Annotated in this window: 18 protein-coding genes; 14 read left to right on the forward strand and 4 right to left on the reverse strand. The window is 50.4% G+C overall.

The window, feature by feature from the left end:
* Nucleotides 1-3 precede the first annotated feature (3 nt).
* Together paaF and ACQUQM_RS06380 are read right to left on the reverse strand one after the other, a co-directional pair.
* Nucleotides 4-783, reverse strand: a complete 780-nt coding sequence (gene paaF, locus ACQUQM_RS06375) for a 2,3-dehydroadipyl-CoA hydratase PaaF (protein WP_432473652.1) — start codon at nucleotides 781-783, stop codon at nucleotides 4-6.
* 112 nt (nucleotides 784-895) lie between these two features.
* Nucleotides 896-1,654 (reverse strand): Phenylacetic acid catabolic protein, encoded by a 759-nt coding sequence (locus ACQUQM_RS06380; RefSeq protein ID WP_432473653.1) that lies wholly within the window; start codon nucleotides 1,652-1,654, stop codon nucleotides 896-898.
* A gap of 295 nt (nucleotides 1,655-1,949) precedes the next feature.
* On the opposite strand from ACQUQM_RS06380, the gene ACQUQM_RS06385 reads away from it, so the two are divergent.
* From ACQUQM_RS06385 to sppA, 7 genes are all read left to right on the forward strand, one after another.
* The gene (locus ACQUQM_RS06385; protein ID WP_432473654.1) at nucleotides 1,950-2,396 is read left to right on the forward strand and encodes a flavodoxin domain-containing protein; all 447 of its coding nucleotides are present in this window, start codon (nucleotides 1,950-1,952) and stop codon (nucleotides 2,394-2,396) included.
* A gap of 158 nt (nucleotides 2,397-2,554) precedes the next feature.
* Nucleotides 2,555-4,222: a phenylacetic acid degradation protein PaaN gene (gene paaN / locus ACQUQM_RS06390; RefSeq protein WP_432473655.1), complete on the forward strand. Its 1,668-nt coding sequence runs from the start codon at nucleotides 2,555-2,557 to the stop codon at nucleotides 4,220-4,222.
* A 68-nt stretch (nucleotides 4,223-4,290) separates the two neighbouring features.
* Complete coding sequence (locus ACQUQM_RS06395; RefSeq protein ID WP_432473656.1) at nucleotides 4,291-5,076, forward strand: enoyl-CoA hydratase-related protein; 786 nt, start codon at nucleotides 4,291-4,293, stop codon at nucleotides 5,074-5,076.
* A 71-nt stretch (nucleotides 5,077-5,147) separates the two neighbouring features.
* Nucleotides 5,148-5,435, forward strand: a complete 288-nt coding sequence (locus ACQUQM_RS06400) for a hypothetical protein (RefSeq protein WP_432473657.1) — start codon at nucleotides 5,148-5,150, stop codon at nucleotides 5,433-5,435.
* On the forward strand, nucleotides 5,432-6,178 hold the full coding sequence (locus tag ACQUQM_RS06405) for an SDR family oxidoreductase (RefSeq protein ID WP_432473658.1): 747 nt from the start codon (nucleotides 5,432-5,434) through the stop codon (nucleotides 6,176-6,178). Before ACQUQM_RS06400 ends, ACQUQM_RS06405 begins: the two co-directional genes overlap by 4 nt.
* Nucleotides 6,179-6,307: 129 nt before the next feature.
* Nucleotides 6,308-6,967, forward strand: a complete 660-nt coding sequence (locus ACQUQM_RS06410; RefSeq protein ID WP_432473659.1) for an HAD-IA family hydrolase — start codon at nucleotides 6,308-6,310, stop codon at nucleotides 6,965-6,967.
* A gap of 28 nt (nucleotides 6,968-6,995) precedes the next feature.
* Nucleotides 6,996-8,006, forward strand: a complete 1,011-nt coding sequence (sppA, locus tag ACQUQM_RS06415) for a signal peptide peptidase SppA (RefSeq protein WP_432473660.1) — start codon at nucleotides 6,996-6,998, stop codon at nucleotides 8,004-8,006.
* 76 nt (nucleotides 8,007-8,082) lie between these two features.
* Here sppA and ACQUQM_RS06420 read toward each other — a convergent pair whose 3' ends face one another.
* The gene (locus ACQUQM_RS06420) at nucleotides 8,083-8,670 is read right to left on the reverse strand and encodes a YiiX/YebB-like N1pC/P60 family cysteine hydrolase (protein WP_432473661.1); all 588 of its coding nucleotides are present in this window, start codon (nucleotides 8,668-8,670) and stop codon (nucleotides 8,083-8,085) included.
* Between the two features lie 109 nt (nucleotides 8,671-8,779).
* On the reverse strand, nucleotides 8,780-9,358 hold the full coding sequence (locus ACQUQM_RS06425; protein ID WP_432473662.1) for a Maf family protein: 579 nt from the start codon (nucleotides 9,356-9,358) through the stop codon (nucleotides 8,780-8,782).
* Between the two features lie 121 nt (nucleotides 9,359-9,479).
* Here ACQUQM_RS06425 and ACQUQM_RS06430 point away from each other — a divergent pair, with 121 nt between their 5' ends.
* From ACQUQM_RS06430 to fabF, 7 genes are all read left to right on the forward strand, one after another.
* Nucleotides 9,480-10,004, forward strand: a complete 525-nt coding sequence (locus tag ACQUQM_RS06430; RefSeq protein WP_432473663.1) for a YceD family protein — start codon at nucleotides 9,480-9,482, stop codon at nucleotides 10,002-10,004.
* A gap of 17 nt (nucleotides 10,005-10,021) precedes the next feature.
* A complete protein-coding gene (gene rpmF, locus ACQUQM_RS06435; RefSeq protein WP_432473664.1) occupies nucleotides 10,022-10,204 on the forward strand; it encodes a 50S ribosomal protein L32 in 183 nt (60 codons plus the stop codon).
* A 2-nt stretch (nucleotides 10,205-10,206) separates the two neighbouring features.
* The gene (gene plsX / locus ACQUQM_RS06440) at nucleotides 10,207-11,235 is read left to right on the forward strand and encodes a phosphate acyltransferase PlsX (RefSeq protein ID WP_432473665.1); all 1,029 of its coding nucleotides are present in this window, start codon (nucleotides 10,207-10,209) and stop codon (nucleotides 11,233-11,235) included.
* A 124-nt stretch (nucleotides 11,236-11,359) separates the two neighbouring features.
* Complete coding sequence (gene fabD / locus ACQUQM_RS06445) at nucleotides 11,360-12,292, forward strand: ACP S-malonyltransferase (RefSeq protein ID WP_432473666.1); 933 nt, start codon at nucleotides 11,360-11,362, stop codon at nucleotides 12,290-12,292.
* A gap of 24 nt (nucleotides 12,293-12,316) precedes the next feature.
* A complete protein-coding gene (gene fabG, locus ACQUQM_RS06450; protein ID WP_432473667.1) occupies nucleotides 12,317-13,060 on the forward strand; it encodes a 3-oxoacyl-ACP reductase FabG in 744 nt (247 codons plus the stop codon).
* A 158-nt stretch (nucleotides 13,061-13,218) separates the two neighbouring features.
* Nucleotides 13,219-13,452, forward strand: coding sequence for an acyl carrier protein (gene acpP / locus ACQUQM_RS06455; protein WP_124927073.1), 234 nt, complete (start codon nucleotides 13,219-13,221; stop codon nucleotides 13,450-13,452).
* 86 nt (nucleotides 13,453-13,538) lie between these two features.
* A complete protein-coding gene (gene fabF / locus ACQUQM_RS06460) occupies nucleotides 13,539-14,777 on the forward strand; it encodes a beta-ketoacyl-ACP synthase II (RefSeq protein ID WP_432473668.1) in 1,239 nt (412 codons plus the stop codon).
* Nucleotides 14,778-14,809: the final 32 nt, after the last annotated feature.

Genomic DNA, 14,809 nt, shown 5'->3' on the forward strand with positions numbered 1-14,809 from the left:
TGATTATTTTCCTTGGAAGTTCGGGCGACGTTTTTCCATGAAAGCGGCGATGCCTTCATTACGGTCTTCTGTTGCGGCCAACAGAGTAAACGCTTTTCGCTCCAGGTTGAGACCGGTTTCTAACGTTGTTTCGTAAGCTTTGAGCAGGGATTCTTTCGCAAGACGCGCCGCGATAGGCGGCTTACGGGCGATGGTTTTAGCCAGTTTCAGTGCCCGGGTATAGCTCATTTCAGGGATAGTGACTTCACTGACCAGACCAAATTCACGGGCCTGTTCTGCGCTGATGAATTCGCCAGATAAAACCAGCTGCATGGCCATTGATTTGCCGACTGTGCGCAGCAGGCGTTGAGTGCCGCCAGCTCCTGGAATAATACCCAGATTGATTTCCGGCTGACCGAACTGAGCAGTGTCACCTGCGATAACAATATCGCAGTGCATCATCAGTTCGCAGCCGCCGCCCAGGGCAAAGCCATTAACAGCAGCTATTATAGGCTTCGGGAACTGAGCGATACGACGCCAGTAGGTCGGGCGAGGATCGTTCATCACACCGACAGCATCGAGCTCTGCCATCTCTTTAATATCCGCGCCGGCGGCAAATACTTTTTCACCACCGGTTATTACCACGGCGTTGATTGTGTTGTCGGTATTAACCTGATCCAGCACTTCCGCGATCTCTTTGAGCAGATTGGTACGCAGTGCGTTACGGGCTTCAGGGCGGTTCAGGGTAATGGTAATAACACCGGCGTCGGCGTCTGAAACCAGAATATCTTGATAATCGGACATCATTTATCTCAACATGTCTTTATTAAATCGGGTCATATAAAAAGTGTCACTTCGCAGTGATTTGCTGAAGTGACGCCGGTTTGGGGCCGTCAGATAGCACAGGCATGATGACTCAGACCGGTGCATTCAGTCCTATACGGCCAAGCAGATCATTAATCTGGCCTTCCCATGCGGTCAGGCGAGAATCGTTACTTTGCTTGATCAGACCGTATTGCTGGAAGCGGGCGTTGTGCTCGGAATCAGCACGACCAAAGGTGGCGGCAACACGTGGGTACCAGTAATCGACAGCGGCTTGCGCTGAGGCCGTGCCGCTATGGTCGATCGCATCCTGCAAGCCTTTTTCACCCATTTCGATATGTGCTTGCTCAGACTTAACGATCTCAATCATCGCTTCGGCTAGTGGTGCGTAAGATGCGTGCCGCAACTCACCCAGCTGCACGCTGGAAGCGGTACCCATCAGGGTATTCAGGATCAGTGCATCGACCCAGCCTTCCAGTGGATAATGGAATACATTAAGACGCTTATCACCGCCGATGCGGCGATTGCCAAGATCGACAGTACGATCCAGACGGGACGCCCAGGCATGGGAGGATACATATAAGCGAGGTTCAACGTTGAAGTCTTTTAGCAAGTCGAGTATTTGCTCAGCGTGATCGAAACGGTCAGCAACGATCTGTGCTGCGGTACGACGCTCACGCAGGCCCGGACCATGGTTGATCATGTTGGCGAATCCAGCGGCACCGGCTAGCTGGGAGTCTACAAAGACCACCATCAACCGCATTAGCTCGGAACGATAGCCTTTTGGCAGCTCCTCACCTCGTTGAATCATTTCACCATTGCTGATGCGCTCGATCAGAGCTTTATCATCCATTGCCATATACGCCTCTCGGTTATGTCGCTGGTGCGATAATGTTGCTACTTATGTAACAGCTTATCAATCATTGCGAACAGCATAAGCCATGCTATTTTTATTCAGATTAGCCTTAGATTAACGCAAAAAGCAAAAGAGATACAATAATATCAGCAATAAATATTCTTTTCGTATCACTTTGTTTGGTGTATCTTTAGTTCCAATCGAATAAAATTTATCTGGCGATACTGCTGAACTGCTCACTTGAGGGGCTCAATAAAGTAGGTTGCTTGGAATAGAAGATGCGAGAGGAATTATGGCTGATATCGCAATCCTGGTAGGAACTGAATCCGGAAACGCCCAGATGGTCGCGGATACCCTGAGCGATGAGCTGGGTATGGAGCATGATGTAGTGGTTCATGAAGAGCCGGAACTGGATGAGCTTGATCTGGCCAGTCGTGAGATTCTTATCATTTGCTGCTCCACCCACGGCGACGGCGAGCTGCCGGATAATATCATCCCATTGCATGACGCCCTGAAAGAGGGTGATATGGACCTGTCCCACCTTAAGTACGGTATCGTAGCCCTGGGCGACCAGACCTACCACCAGACTTTCTGTCAGGCCGGTAAGGACATGGATGCGGTATTTGCCGCCCGCGGTGCACTGCGTGTCGGCGAGCGTTTAGAGATCGATGCCTGCACCCAACCGCTGCCAGACGAGGACGCATTAGATTGGGCTAAAGAATTCATGGCTGAATTATAAAAATTCAGACACTGTTAAATGATGAAACAAGAAGTACGAATAGATATACATTAAAGAACTAAATACAGTGGGGCTGTGTCATCGACACGGCCTTTTGCTTAGAAAGCCGGTAGGCAAGCGTGAAGCCGGTTTTCGCAACATAGAAAAAGAGAATTATTATGAGCCAGTCATTGTTTGAGCAGCATCAGGAAACATTACAAGGTGCACTGAAGGCGATCCGTACCCGTGATTACTGGAGCCCGTACCCGGAGAGCCCGAGCCCGCGCAAGTACGGCGAGACCGCCGACAAAGATGGTCAGGCGGCGTTTAAAGCGCACCTCAATGGCTCATTTGAACTGAAAATGCCGGGTATCACCGGCGAAGCGGGCAGCGAAGTATCGCCTTACGGTTTCGATCTGGGCGTGAAGTACCCGACCGTTGATATCGATGTGCTGCTGCCAGCGATGAAAGACGCCCAGAAAGCCTGGCGCGATATCGGTGTCGATGCCCGTGCCGCGATCTGCCTTGAGATCCTGAAGCGCATCAACGCCCGCAGCTTTGAAATTGGCTACGGTGTGATGCACACCTCCGGTCAGGGCTTCATGATGGCCTTCCAGGCCGGTGGCCCGCATGCCCAGGACCGTGGTCTTGAAGCAGTGGCTTACGGCTACGAAGCGATGACCAGCGCACCGGGTAGCGCTACCTGGACTAAGCCACAGGGTAAGCATGATCCACTGGTGCTGGATAAGAAATTTACTGTCGTTGGTCGCGGTGTCGGTCTGGTAATCGGTTGCTCGACCTTCCCGACCTGGAATACCTATCCGGGTATGTTTGCTTCCCTGGTTACGGGTAATCCTGTTGTCGTTAAGCCACACCCAGCCGGTATCCTGCCAGCCGCGATCTCTATCCAGATCGCACAGCAGGTACTGGAAGAGCAGGGCCTGCCGCCACATATCGTATCCATGGTAATCGATGCTGATCCGGCACAGCCATGCACCAAAGAACTGGCTCAGCACGCTGCTGTGAAGCTGATCGACTTTACCGGTAACACCGCCTTTGGTGACTGGCTGGAGCAGAACTGCCCGCAGGCACAGGTGTATACCGAGAAAGCCGGTGTGAACACCATCATCGTCGATTCCACCGACAACTTTAAGGGCATGATCCAGAACCTGTCGTTCACCCTGAGCCTGTACTCCGGCCAGATGTGTACCACGCCGCAGGATATCTTTATCCCGGCGGGCGGTATCGAGACGGATCAGGGCCACAAGAGCTTTGATGATGTTGCCTCTGCACTGGCAACCGGTCTGGACAAGTTCCTGTCAGATCCGGAACGTGCCGGTATGGTACTGGGTTGTATCCAGGCTGATGTCACCGATAAGCGGGTCGACAATGCCAAAGCACTGGGCACAGTGGTACGTGATTCTGATCGTCCGGTGAACCCGTGGTTTAAAGAGGCGCGCATGCGCAGCCCGCTGCTCCTGAGCATCGATGCGGACAAAGAAGATACCTATATGGAAGAGCTGTTCGGCCCGATCACTTTCCTGATCAGGACCGAAAGCACGGACCACTCAGTACAGTTGGCGCATAAAGCAGTCAGCAACCACGGTGCGATCACCATGGGCTGCTACTCCACGACTGATGCGGTACTGGATCAGATCGAAGAAGCGGCGCTGGATTGCGGTGTAGCCCTGTCCAGCAACCTGACCGGCGGTGTGTTCGTCAACCAGAGTGCGGCATTCAGTGACTTCCATGCCACTGGCTGCAACCCGGCAGCGAACGCTTGTCTGTCTGACTTAGCGTACGTAGCCAACCGATTCCGCGTGGTTCAAAGCAGAAAGCATGCTTAAGTAATAGCGTTCACTGTATAAATTCATTATGCCGACTCAATCGTCGGCAGTAAGATTAAGGAATAGCCATGAGCTTTGAATGTATTCTGAGTGAAGTGAAGCAGGGGGTTGGTATTATTACCCTGAATCGTCCTAAGGCGATGAACGCCCTTAATTCGAAACTGTGTCGTGAAGTCGGTGAGGCAGTTGATAGCTTTGAGGCAGATGACAGCGTCGGCTGTATCATTATTACCGGCGGCGACCAGGTATTTGCTGCGGGCGCTGATATCAAAGAGATGAAAGATCAGACTTTTGCTGACCTGTATGCCAAAAACTTCCCCTATATCCAGCGTGATTGCTGGCGTGCTATCGATGAGGCCCGCAAACCTGTAATAGCTGCAGTTGCCGGGTTCGCTTTGGGTGGCGGTTGTGAGATGACTATGGCCTGCGACTTCATCATTGCAGCTGATAGCGCTAAATTCGGCCAGCCGGAAATTGGTATTGGTACGATGCCTGGTGCCGGTGGTACGCAACGCCTGACTAAAGCGGTAGGCAAGGCTAAGGCGATGGAGATGTGCCTGACCGGGCGAATGATGGGGGCGGAAGAAGCCGAACGCGCTGGCCTGGTATCGCGCATTGTGGTCGCAGATGAGCTCGCTGAGCAGTCATTCAAGACTGCCCGTAAGATCGCCTCCATGTCCCGTCCGGCAGTCACCCTTATCAAGGAGTCTGTTGATATGGCTGTGAGCAGTTCACTGGATGATGGTCTGCGTTTTGAACGTCGTGCCTTTGAAGCGACTTTTGCGTTTGAAGATTGCTCAGAAGGTATGAATGCTTTCGCAGAGAAGCGTAAACCAGAATTCAAAAACCGCTAGCACCAGCTGGTGATTAACTTAACCGCCGCTCGTATTTGTACCAGCGGCGGTTTTGTTTAGGGAAGAAAGTTATGAGTATTAAGACCATTGAGATAACCATGGCGCAATGGCAGGAAGCGTTCTCTGCCAAAGAAATCAATCCAGATGCAGATAATCCAAAGCTGCTTGAAGATGAGTTCGCTGCTGAAGAGCTGGCTCAGAAGGTTGGAGAAAATCATGTCTGGACCCTGAAATATGCCGACGAAGGTGATGCTGATAGTAAAGTTCTGGTTAATGGACTCTGGTCGGTCGGCGCGGTAGGCTTCTATATTACAGAGGAAGCTTATTCAGATGATGAAGACTACGTGGTAACGCAATGAAACTTAAAGGAAAGAAGGCTTGGATTACCGGTGCCAGCTCAGGTATTGGTCAGGCAACCGCGCGGCTCCTGGCTAGCGAAGGTGCAGACCTTATTATCAGCGCGCGTCGTGAAGATCGCTTGCAGCAACTAGAGCAGGAGCTTACCGCTAAGGGGTGTAATGTACTGGTTGCACCGGTTGATGTCTCTGATCGTAAAGGGATGGAGCAGGTCGGTTCAATGATCGCGGCAAATGGTGGCATTGATATCCTGATCAACAATGCCGGTACTATGCCGATCAGTCCGATTATCAATGGTCGGGTCGATGAGTGGGAGCAGATGATTGATACCAATATTAAGGGTGTCCTTTATGCGATCAACGCGGTCTATCCGGGAATGGCGGAGCGCAAAGAGGGACATATCGTTAATATAAGTTCTGTTGCAGCTACGCTGACTTATCAGAGTGCAGGAGTCTACGGTGGCACTAAGCACGCGGTCCGGGCTATCTCTGATACCTTGCGAAAAGAGGCTATTCGGTACGGCGTTCGGGTGACAGATATTCAGCCGGGTTCGGTGGATACTGAGCTGCCGGACAGTATTGCCCACGATAAGATTCGTGCTGCTGTGAAGGATAATATGTACGGCGAAGACATGCCGAATTTGCAGCCTGAAGATATCGCCAACGGCATCTTCTACGCTTTGAGCCAGCCTGCCTACGTCGATGTCAGTGAGCTCTTGATAAGACCGGTAATTCAGGAAAACTAGTTTGGGCGCAAGCGTTCGGCGATCAATAGTTACCTTTTAACCCCTGATGACATAGTATCTTAGCCCCTGTTGACATAGTATCTGCGTCAGCAGGGGCTTTCTAATTTCTAATGTCTTGGATATATCACTTTGTACAAATTACTTATCTTTGATTGGGATGGCACTATTATCGATTCCGCCGCCCGTATTATTTCCAGTATGCAGCAGGCTGCACGTGACCTTGAACAGCCGGAACTGTCCGATGCTGCGGTTAGAGACATTATTGGGCTGGGCTTGCCTGAAGCTATTCGGGTGCTGATTCCTGGTGTCGATGAGGCGATGATCCCGGCAATGCGTGAGCGTTACGGTCATTATTACCTGGGCGTCGATGAAACTCCGACGGCGTTGTTTGATGGGGTACATGAAACTCTTCTCAGCCTGAAGAATAAAGGTTATCGGCTGGCTGTAGCTACCGGCAAAAGTCGGCGCGGATTACAGCGGGTATTTGAAGATACCGGATTGGAATATCTGTTTGAGGCCTCCCGTTGTGCCGATGAAACAACTTCAAAACCAGACCCTCACATGCTTGAGGAAATTTTGGCAGAGACTGGGGTATCAGCTGCCGATGCGGTTATGATCGGTGATACGGAATTTGATCTGGAAATGGCTGTCAGAGCTGGTATGGATAATATAGCCGCCAGTTACGGCGCCCACCATATCGACCGTTTAAGGCGCTATAATCCAGTATTAGAGATGCACGCTTTCCCTGAATTGGAAAGCTGGCTGGTTGAGCGTTCTTTAGAACGCTGATACAGAATACGTTTTTAAGGAGAGCTTTGTGGAAGATAAGCACTGGCAGGCAGATGCCGGAAAGGATACCGACAGCGAGATCATTAAAAAGCACGAAACGAAAACCAAAGAGTGGCGCCTGATTGAACGTCTGATTATGGGATTGCAGGGCGAACAGCGGAAAGCTCGTCGCTGGGGTATCTTCTTCAAGTCGCTAACATTTGGTTATCTGTTTATTTTGCTGGGTATTTTTCTGATGGGCGACGGGCTCTCTCCTGATGCGCTAGAAGAGGGGCCGCATACTGCAGTGGTTCAGGTGAAAGGCCCGATTGCTGATGGCGAAGATGCCAATGCCGACGCCATTATATACGCTTTACGTCAGGCGTTTGAGGCGGAAAATTCCAAAGCGGTTGTGATCAGGATTAACAGCCCGGGTGGTAGTCCGGTCCAGGCTGGTTATGTTTACGATGAAATAAAACGCTTACGAGCGCTGCACAGTGATAAGAAAACCTATGCGGTTATTATGGATATCGGCGCATCCGGGGCTTATTACATCGCCGCGGCAGCTGATGAAATCTACGCAGATAAAGCAAGCCTGGTGGGCTCTATCGGTGTTGTCTCTTCCGGTTTTGGTTTTGTCGATCTGATGGAAAAGCTGGGCGTTGAGCGTCGCGCGCTGACCGCCGGTGACAATAAAGCATTGCTGGATCCTTTTTCGCCCCTTAAGGATGAAGATCGTCAATTCTGGCAGTCTGTGCTGGATACCACGCATAAGCAGTTTATCGCTCAGGTAAAGCAGGGGCGGGGAGAGCGTTTGAAAGACATTCCTGAACTCTATAGTGGTTTGGTCTGGACCGGAGAGCAAGCTGTAGAGCTGGGTCTTATTGATGGCCTGGCCAGTAGCAGCTACGTCGCCCGTGAGATTGTTGGTGCTGAAGAGTTGGTTGATTATTCGCCTAAAGGATCGGCATTTGAGCAGTTTGTTGACCAGCTGGGTGTTAGTTTTGCAAAAGGACTGAGTACGCAGCTTGGCTTGAACGCTCCGGTACAGCTCAGATAACAGTCCGCAGAAATTCTAAGTAGAAATAGAAAACCCCTCGATCGAGGGGTTTTTTGTGACTTAAATTCAAGCGCGCCTACAAAGTGGACAGGATAGTATTCAGTGTCGGATCCGCAATCTGACTTGCCGGGGTCAGGGTTTTACGCTGCCAGGGAATGAAGCCAAAATACCAGCAGCGCCAGAAGCCAACGCTGGCTTGCGGGTTTTCTTCGAGTAGTTGTTCCAGTGTTTGTATCTTGCCAAGCTCTACGCCTATAGCCTCTTTGAATACCTGGTGGACGAATTTTGAACAGAATTGTCGGTCAGAGTTGTATTTAAAACCAAGATGGTAGATTGCTCCTATTCTTTTCTCCGCCGCAGTTTTTAACTTTTGAATCTCTGCATCGGTAGGCGCCTGTTTCAAGCGGCGTACCATGACTTCATTGTTGCAGGTGCGGGAGAGGAATTTACGTAGCGGTGTTTTGGTTACAAAAGGCACCTTGCTTTCAACAACCAGCCATTGGTTTTGTTCTTTGATAGCGAAGCCAACATGGGAGCTCCAGCTGCCAGTACCCCGTGCAACCTGCTTATATAAGAAGGCGTCAATTGAGATGAACAGGACGTCGCCTTCTTTGAGGCTGGCGCCGACCTGCTGTTCAAGGGTATCCAGTTGCTGCTTTTTCATGCTTAGCTCCATTTTGAGTGTCGTCGTTATCTGATGGAGTTAAGTGTCTGCATTTGGTGGTGCTGTATCTATATTACTGAAAAAGGTAGCGTATTCTGATACCTGAGGCTCAGATTACCTTTACGTTTTCCTTTTCCAGCATTCTGATCAGTCTGATAAGAGGCAGCCCGACGAGGGTGTTAGGATCGTCACCCTCCAGCTTATCGAACAGAGCGATGCCGAGTCCTTCAGATTTAAAACTGCCAGCACAGTTGTAAGGCTGTTCAGCATTTAGATAGTTACTGATCATCTGTGGATCCAGATTGCGAAAATGCACCTTAAAAGGAACGACTTCGGTTTGTGATTGATCAGTACGGCAATTAAGCACGCTAATAGCCGTTAAAAAGGTAATTACCTGGCCGGAGGCGTCTTGCAACTGCTTTACTGCGTTTTCATAGTTGCCTGGTTTGCCTATAATGGTGCCGTTTATGATCGCTGTCTGGTCTGAGCCGATGATCAGCGCATCAGGATAGAAGGCTTGCAGGGCCCTGGCTTTAGCCAGCGCCAGGCGGGCAACGTAATCTGGTGCAGATTCATGGTCTTGAGCAGATTCGTCAATATCAGGTGACTGGGTTTCATAGTTGAGATTTAGTTTGTCCAGAATAGCCTGTCTATAGGGGGAACTGGAGGCCAGAATCAGTTGCTGCATGGTGAGAAAGCTCCAAAAAACGTGGTTGTCAGCTAAGCTGCAGATATTAACCTGTTTTTTTCACTTTAAAAGCCTTATTTCCTTTGACAGCGGGGGGTTTGATCCCTAGAATTGCGCGCTTATGACGAACGCCCCATTACCAAAAAAAATTGACCCGCGTAAGCTTGCTGAGCGGGGAGTGCGAATAGAAGGTGAAGCTGGAATAAGTCAGTTCCCGAATCTAGCATCTATGCTGGCTGACGAACAGGGCAAAGTGACAGTGGATCTGCAGTTCGAAAACGACGAGCTGCGTATTCGTACAATTAAGGGTTGCGCAGGTGGTAAAGTCAATATGACTTGCCAGCGCTGTCTAGAGCCGGTTGAGATAACTGTTGAAGCAAATTTCAATCTAGCTATCGCTCCGACTGAGGAGCACGCAAAGACTCTGCCCAAGTACTACGATCCTTTGATTGTGGAGGGCGAGGAATTGCAGTTGTTATCGATGGTGGAAGAGGAGCTGATTTTATCACTTCCGATTGTGCCATATCATGATGATTGCAGTGTGCAGATGTCCTACGGTGACGAGGCAGCGGCAGATGCCGCAACAGATTCAGATAAAACGAACCCTTTCAGTGTATTAGCCTCACTGAAGGCTGATAAACAGTGAAATAGGAGCAATAACCCATGGCAGTACAAAAGAGCAAAGTAACTCGTTCACGTCGCGGTCAGCGTCGTTCTCACGATGCACTGAGCAACCCAACTCTTTCCGTTGAAGCTACTACAGGTGAACTTCACCGTCGTCATCACGTAAGTGCTGATGGTTTTTACCGCGGTAAGCAGGTTGTTGCACAGCAAGACGACGAGTAAGCTTGTCAGACAGCATTTATATCGCGGTTGACGCGATGGGCGGGGACTTCGGTCCCCGTGTTATTATTCCTGCCTCACTCGATGCTTTACAGCGTCACCCCCGGCTGAACCTTAAATTGGTTGGCCAGCCACAAGTTCTCACTCCAATCCTGGAGCAGCAGTTAAGTAACGTTTCATCTGAAATTGCAGCCCGAGTCTCTGTCGTTGCGGCTGAAAATGTTATCCCTGATGACGAAAAACCTTCGTTAGCCCTGCGTAAGCGCAAAGACAGTTCCATGTTCAGAGCTATCTCAATGGTTGCCGATGGCGAGGCTCAAGCCTGTGTCAGTGCTGGCAATACCGGTGCGTTAATGGCGTTGGGCCGTTTTTCACTTAAGATGCTGCCGGGCATTGATCGTCCGGCGATTATTACCGCAATACCTTCTCCCGGTGGTGCTAGCTACATGCTTGATCTGGGGGCGAATGTCGACTGTAGTGCAGAGCATCTGCTGCAGTTTGCGATCATGGGCTCGGTAATGACTCAGGCGGTCGAAGATATTGCGGCCCCCAGAGTTGGTTTGCTGAATGTCGGATCGGAAGAGATTAAAGGTAATGAACAGGTCAAGCTGGCTTCCCGGCTGATCAAAGAGCATGGCGGTCTTAACTATGTTGGCTATATAGAAGGCGACGATATCTTTAGCGATAAGGTTGATGTCATCGTGTGTGATGGGTTTGTTGGCAATATTGCTCTAAAAAGCAGTGAGGGCGCGGCGAGATTTATTCGCGATCAGTTGCGCGATGGTTTTGCCGGATCTCCGATGCGCAGGCTGCTAGGAATGATGGCTGCTCCGGTGCTAAAGGAGATTGGCCGGCGAATTGATCCTTCGCGTCGTAATGGTGCCAGCTTGCTAGGACTGCAGGGGATCGTGGTGAAGAGTCATGGCTCGGCAAACCAGAAGTGCTTTGGCTACGCGCTTGATCAGGCTGTCAAAGAGGTGGTAATGGATGTGCCCAGCTGCATCAATCGCCAGCTTGAAAAGCATCTTGGCTGATGCCTGTTAGCTAACCTGTTCCTTGTAATATTTCTGTTCTAAGACAAACGTTTAAATTCCTTCTGAATGCTGTAAACTACAGCTCTCTAAATCGTTATGCGTCTATCTGCTAATTGAGGTAATAATGTCGCAGTCACTTGCTTTTGTCTTTCCTGGTCAGGGTTCGCAGCATCTAGGTATGCTGGCGGAACTGGCTGAATCTAATCCGGTTATTAAACAAACGTTCGCCGAAGCTTCAGAAGTATTGGGCTATGACCTGTGGGCGCTGACCCAGGATGGTCCTGAGGCCGACCTGAATCAGACCGATCGTACCCAGCCTGCGCTGCTGACTGTGGGCGTGGCCCTGTGGCGTATGTGGCAGGAGAAGGGCGGTGAAGCTCCCGCGCTGATGGCTGGCCACAGCCTGGGTGAATATACCGCTCTGGTGTGCGCGGGTGCTATACAGTTTAAAGATGCTGTTAATCTTGTCAGATTGCGTGGTGAATTCATGCAACAGGCAGTGCCAGCAGGCACTGGTGCTATGGCGGCTATTCTTGGCTTGGCAGATGATGCCATTCAGGCCGCTTGTGAGGCTGCAGCTCAGGATGAGGTGGTATCTCCTGTTAACTTTAATTGTCCGGGGCAGGTTGTTATTGCGGGCAATAAAGCGGCAGTTGGACGGGCTATTGAAGGTTGTAAAGCGGCAGGCGCTAAGCGTGCGATTCCGCTGCCGGTCAGTGTGCCTTCGCATTGCGTGCTGATGAAACCAGCGGCAGAGCAGATGGCTGCGGAGCTGAATAAAATAGAAATTACATTGCCTGAAATAACTGTGATTCAGAACTTTTCCGCTAAAGCGGCATCTTCTGTTGATGAGTTGGTTGGAAACTTGCTTGCGCAGCTGTACAGCCCGGTACTATGGACCGATAGCGTACAAAGTATGGTCGACCAGGGTATTGAGTCAACTGTTGAATGCGGCCCTGGTAAGGTGCTGTGTGGATTGAACAAGAAAGTTCACCGTCCTTTAGTGGTTGCAGCAATTAATGAACCAGCAGGTCTTGAGAAAGCTCTCGGCGCTTAATCCCTGCTGAAAAGGAAAAAAAATATGAGTATCGAAGGCAAGGTAGCACTGGTTACCGGCGCTACCCGTGGAATCGGTAAGGCGATCGCGCTTGAGCTGGGTCGTCAGGGTGTTGTTGTTGTGGGTACTGCGACCAGTGAGTCCGGTGCTGCGGCCATTGGCACCTATCTGGAAGAGGCGGGTGTTAGTGGTGCAGGTATGTGCCTGGATGTCGGCTCAAATGAGTCGGTAGATGAGGTCTTGAAAAAGATCCAGGAGCAGTTTGGAGCTGTCGTTATTATCGTTAATAATGCAGGCATCACCCGCGATAATATCATGTTACGCATGAAAGAGGATGAGTGGGATTCTGTTATGAATACCAATCTGAAGTCTGTGTACCGTGTTGCAAAAGGTGCTTTGCGCGGCATGACTAAGGCGCGCTGGGGGCGGATTATTAATGTCAGCTCCGTGGTTGCCTCTATGGGTAACGCGGGTCAGGCAAACTATGCAGCCGCTAAAGCGGGCATGGAAGGTTTTAGCCGTGCCCTGGCTCGTGAGGTGGCTTCACGTAACATCACAGTAAATTGTGTGGCACCAGGGTTTATCGATACCGATATGACCAGTGGCCTGGCAGAAGAGCACAAGCAGACGCTGCAGAATCAGATCCCTCTGGGTCGTCTGGGTCGTCCTGAAGAGATCGCATCTGTTGTTGGTTTTTTAGCCAGTGAAGCGGGTGGATATGTGACCGGAGACACGATTCATGTCAACGGCGGCATGTATATGTCATAAAATTCCCCTAGGGAATTGTTTTTTGTGCAAAATTGTTGATAATGAGCCGCAGCTCACTGGAGAAATAACGCCGTTAGGCTTGATCCATTGCGGCGGATTCTAATAAAATCCCTGTTCACATCTTTGGGTGTGACTGTCGATACAAAATAGGAAGAGTTATGAGCAACATCGAAGAGCGCGTAAAGAAAATCATTGCTGAACAGCTTGGTGTAAAAGAAGAAGAAGTGACTATTGAAGCTTCTTTCGTAGAAGATCTGGGTGCAGACTCTCTGGATACTGTAGAGCTGGTTATGGCTCTGGAAGAGGAATTCGAAACTGAAATTCCTGATGAAGAAGCAGAGAAGATCACTACCGTTAAGCTGGCAATCGATTACATCAACGCACATCAGTAATCGACACAACCAGATTATCGAGAAGCCGCAACTATAGTGATATAGTGCGGCTTTTCTTTTTGTGACCGTTAAATCAGGAGAAATGAATGTCTCGCAGAAGAGTTGTCGTCACCGGTGTGGGGATGTTGACCCCAGTAGGTAACACTGTCCAGGAGACATGGGCCAATATACTTGATGGCAAAAGTGGTGCCGCAGATATATCGCATTTTGATGCCTCTGCCTTTAACACTCGCTTTTCATCATCAATCAAGGACTTTGACCTAAGCGGTTACATGAGTCCGAAAGATGCGCGAAAGATGGATCTGTTTATTCAGTACGGCATGGTCGCAGGTATGCAGGCGATTGAAGATGCTGGTCTGGAAGTGACGGATGAAAATGCGCCTCGCATCGGAGTCGCAATTGGCTCGGGCATCGGTGGCCTGCCAATGATCGAAAATACCCATGATACGTTGAACAAGAGTGGTCCTCGCCGGATTTCACCTTTCTTCGTACCGGGCAGTATTATTAATATGATTGCTGGTAATCTGGCAATCAAATATGGCTTTAAAGGTCCTAATATCGCCATTACGACCGCCTGTACAACCGGTACCCATAATATCGGTCAGGCAGCCCGTATGATTCAGTACGGTGATGCGGATGTAATGCTGGCAGGTGGTGCCGAGATGGCGACCACGCCTTTAGGTCTGGGTGGTTTCTCTGCCGCCCGTGCATTATCTCAGCGTAACGATAATCCGCAAGCGGCGAGTCGCCCGTGGGATCGTGATCGCGATGGCTTCGTGTTGGGTGATGGCGCCGGTGTTATGGTGCTTGAAGAGTATGAAGCGGCGAAAGCTCGCGGGGCTAATATCTACGCTGAGCTTGTTGGCTTTGGTATGAGTGATGATGCATATCATATGACATCACCACCGGATGATGGTGCTGGCGCTGCGATGTCTATGGATAACGCTATCCGCGATGCAGGCCTGAATCCTGAGCAGATTCAATATATCAATGCTCATGGCACATCGACACCTGCTGGTGATATCGCCGAATCAAACGCCGCCAAGCTGGTATTGGGTGCAGCAGCTGCTGATGTCAGAATGAGCTCTACTAAATCCATGATCGGCCACCTATTGGGTGCCTCTGGTGCGGTAGAAGCTATTTTCAGTGTGCTGGCTATCCGGGATCAGGTTGCACCACCAACGATCAATCTGGATAACCCTTCTGAAGGTTGTGACCTGAACTATGTCGCGCACACTGCTCAGGAAACAAAGATCGAGGCTGCATTGTCCAACTCCTTTGGCTTTGGTGGTACCAACGGAACCCTGGTGTTCCGCAAGATCTGATTTGGAGGGCGTGCTGAGCACGCCCTTTTAAT

This window comes from Amphritea sp. HPY (assembly GCF_050870985.1).
In the GTDB taxonomy this organism is placed as follows: domain Bacteria; phylum Pseudomonadota; class Gammaproteobacteria; order Pseudomonadales; family Balneatricaceae; genus Amphritea.

Bases quoted from the DNA above. Each gene is read 5' to 3' on its own strand.
- paaF (WP_432473652.1), bottom strand. From the start codon at position 783: ATGTCCGATTATCAAGATATTCTGGTTTCAGACGCCGACGCCGGTGTT.
- ACQUQM_RS06380 (WP_432473653.1), bottom strand. From the start codon at position 1,654: ATGGATGATAAAGCTCTGATCGAGCGCATCAGCAATGGTGAAATGATT.
- ACQUQM_RS06385 (WP_432473654.1), top strand. From the start codon at position 1,950: ATGGCTGATATCGCAATCCTGGTAGGAACTGAATCCGGAAACGCCCAG.
- paaN (WP_432473655.1), top strand. From the start codon at position 2,555: ATGAGCCAGTCATTGTTTGAGCAGCATCAGGAAACATTACAAGGTGCA.
- ACQUQM_RS06395 (WP_432473656.1), top strand. From the start codon at position 4,291: ATGAGCTTTGAATGTATTCTGAGTGAAGTGAAGCAGGGGGTTGGTATT.
- ACQUQM_RS06400 (WP_432473657.1), top strand. From the start codon at position 5,148: ATGAGTATTAAGACCATTGAGATAACCATGGCGCAATGGCAGGAAGCG.
- ACQUQM_RS06405 (WP_432473658.1), top strand. From the start codon at position 5,432: ATGAAACTTAAAGGAAAGAAGGCTTGGATTACCGGTGCCAGCTCAGGT.
- ACQUQM_RS06420 (WP_432473661.1), bottom strand. From the start codon at position 8,670: ATGAAAAAGCAGCAACTGGATACCCTTGAACAGCAGGTCGGCGCCAGC.
- ACQUQM_RS06425 (WP_432473662.1), bottom strand. From the start codon at position 9,358: ATGCAGCAACTGATTCTGGCCTCCAGTTCCCCCTATAGACAGGCTATT.
- ACQUQM_RS06430 (WP_432473663.1), top strand. From the start codon at position 9,480: ATGACGAACGCCCCATTACCAAAAAAAATTGACCCGCGTAAGCTTGCT.
- rpmF (WP_432473664.1), top strand. From the start codon at position 10,022: ATGGCAGTACAAAAGAGCAAAGTAACTCGTTCACGTCGCGGTCAGCGT.
- fabD (WP_432473666.1), top strand. From the start codon at position 11,360: ATGTCGCAGTCACTTGCTTTTGTCTTTCCTGGTCAGGGTTCGCAGCAT.
- fabG (WP_432473667.1), top strand. From the start codon at position 12,317: ATGAGTATCGAAGGCAAGGTAGCACTGGTTACCGGCGCTACCCGTGGA.
- acpP (WP_124927073.1), top strand. From the start codon at position 13,219: ATGAGCAACATCGAAGAGCGCGTAAAGAAAATCATTGCTGAACAGCTT.
- fabF (WP_432473668.1), top strand. From the start codon at position 13,539: ATGTCTCGCAGAAGAGTTGTCGTCACCGGTGTGGGGATGTTGACCCCA.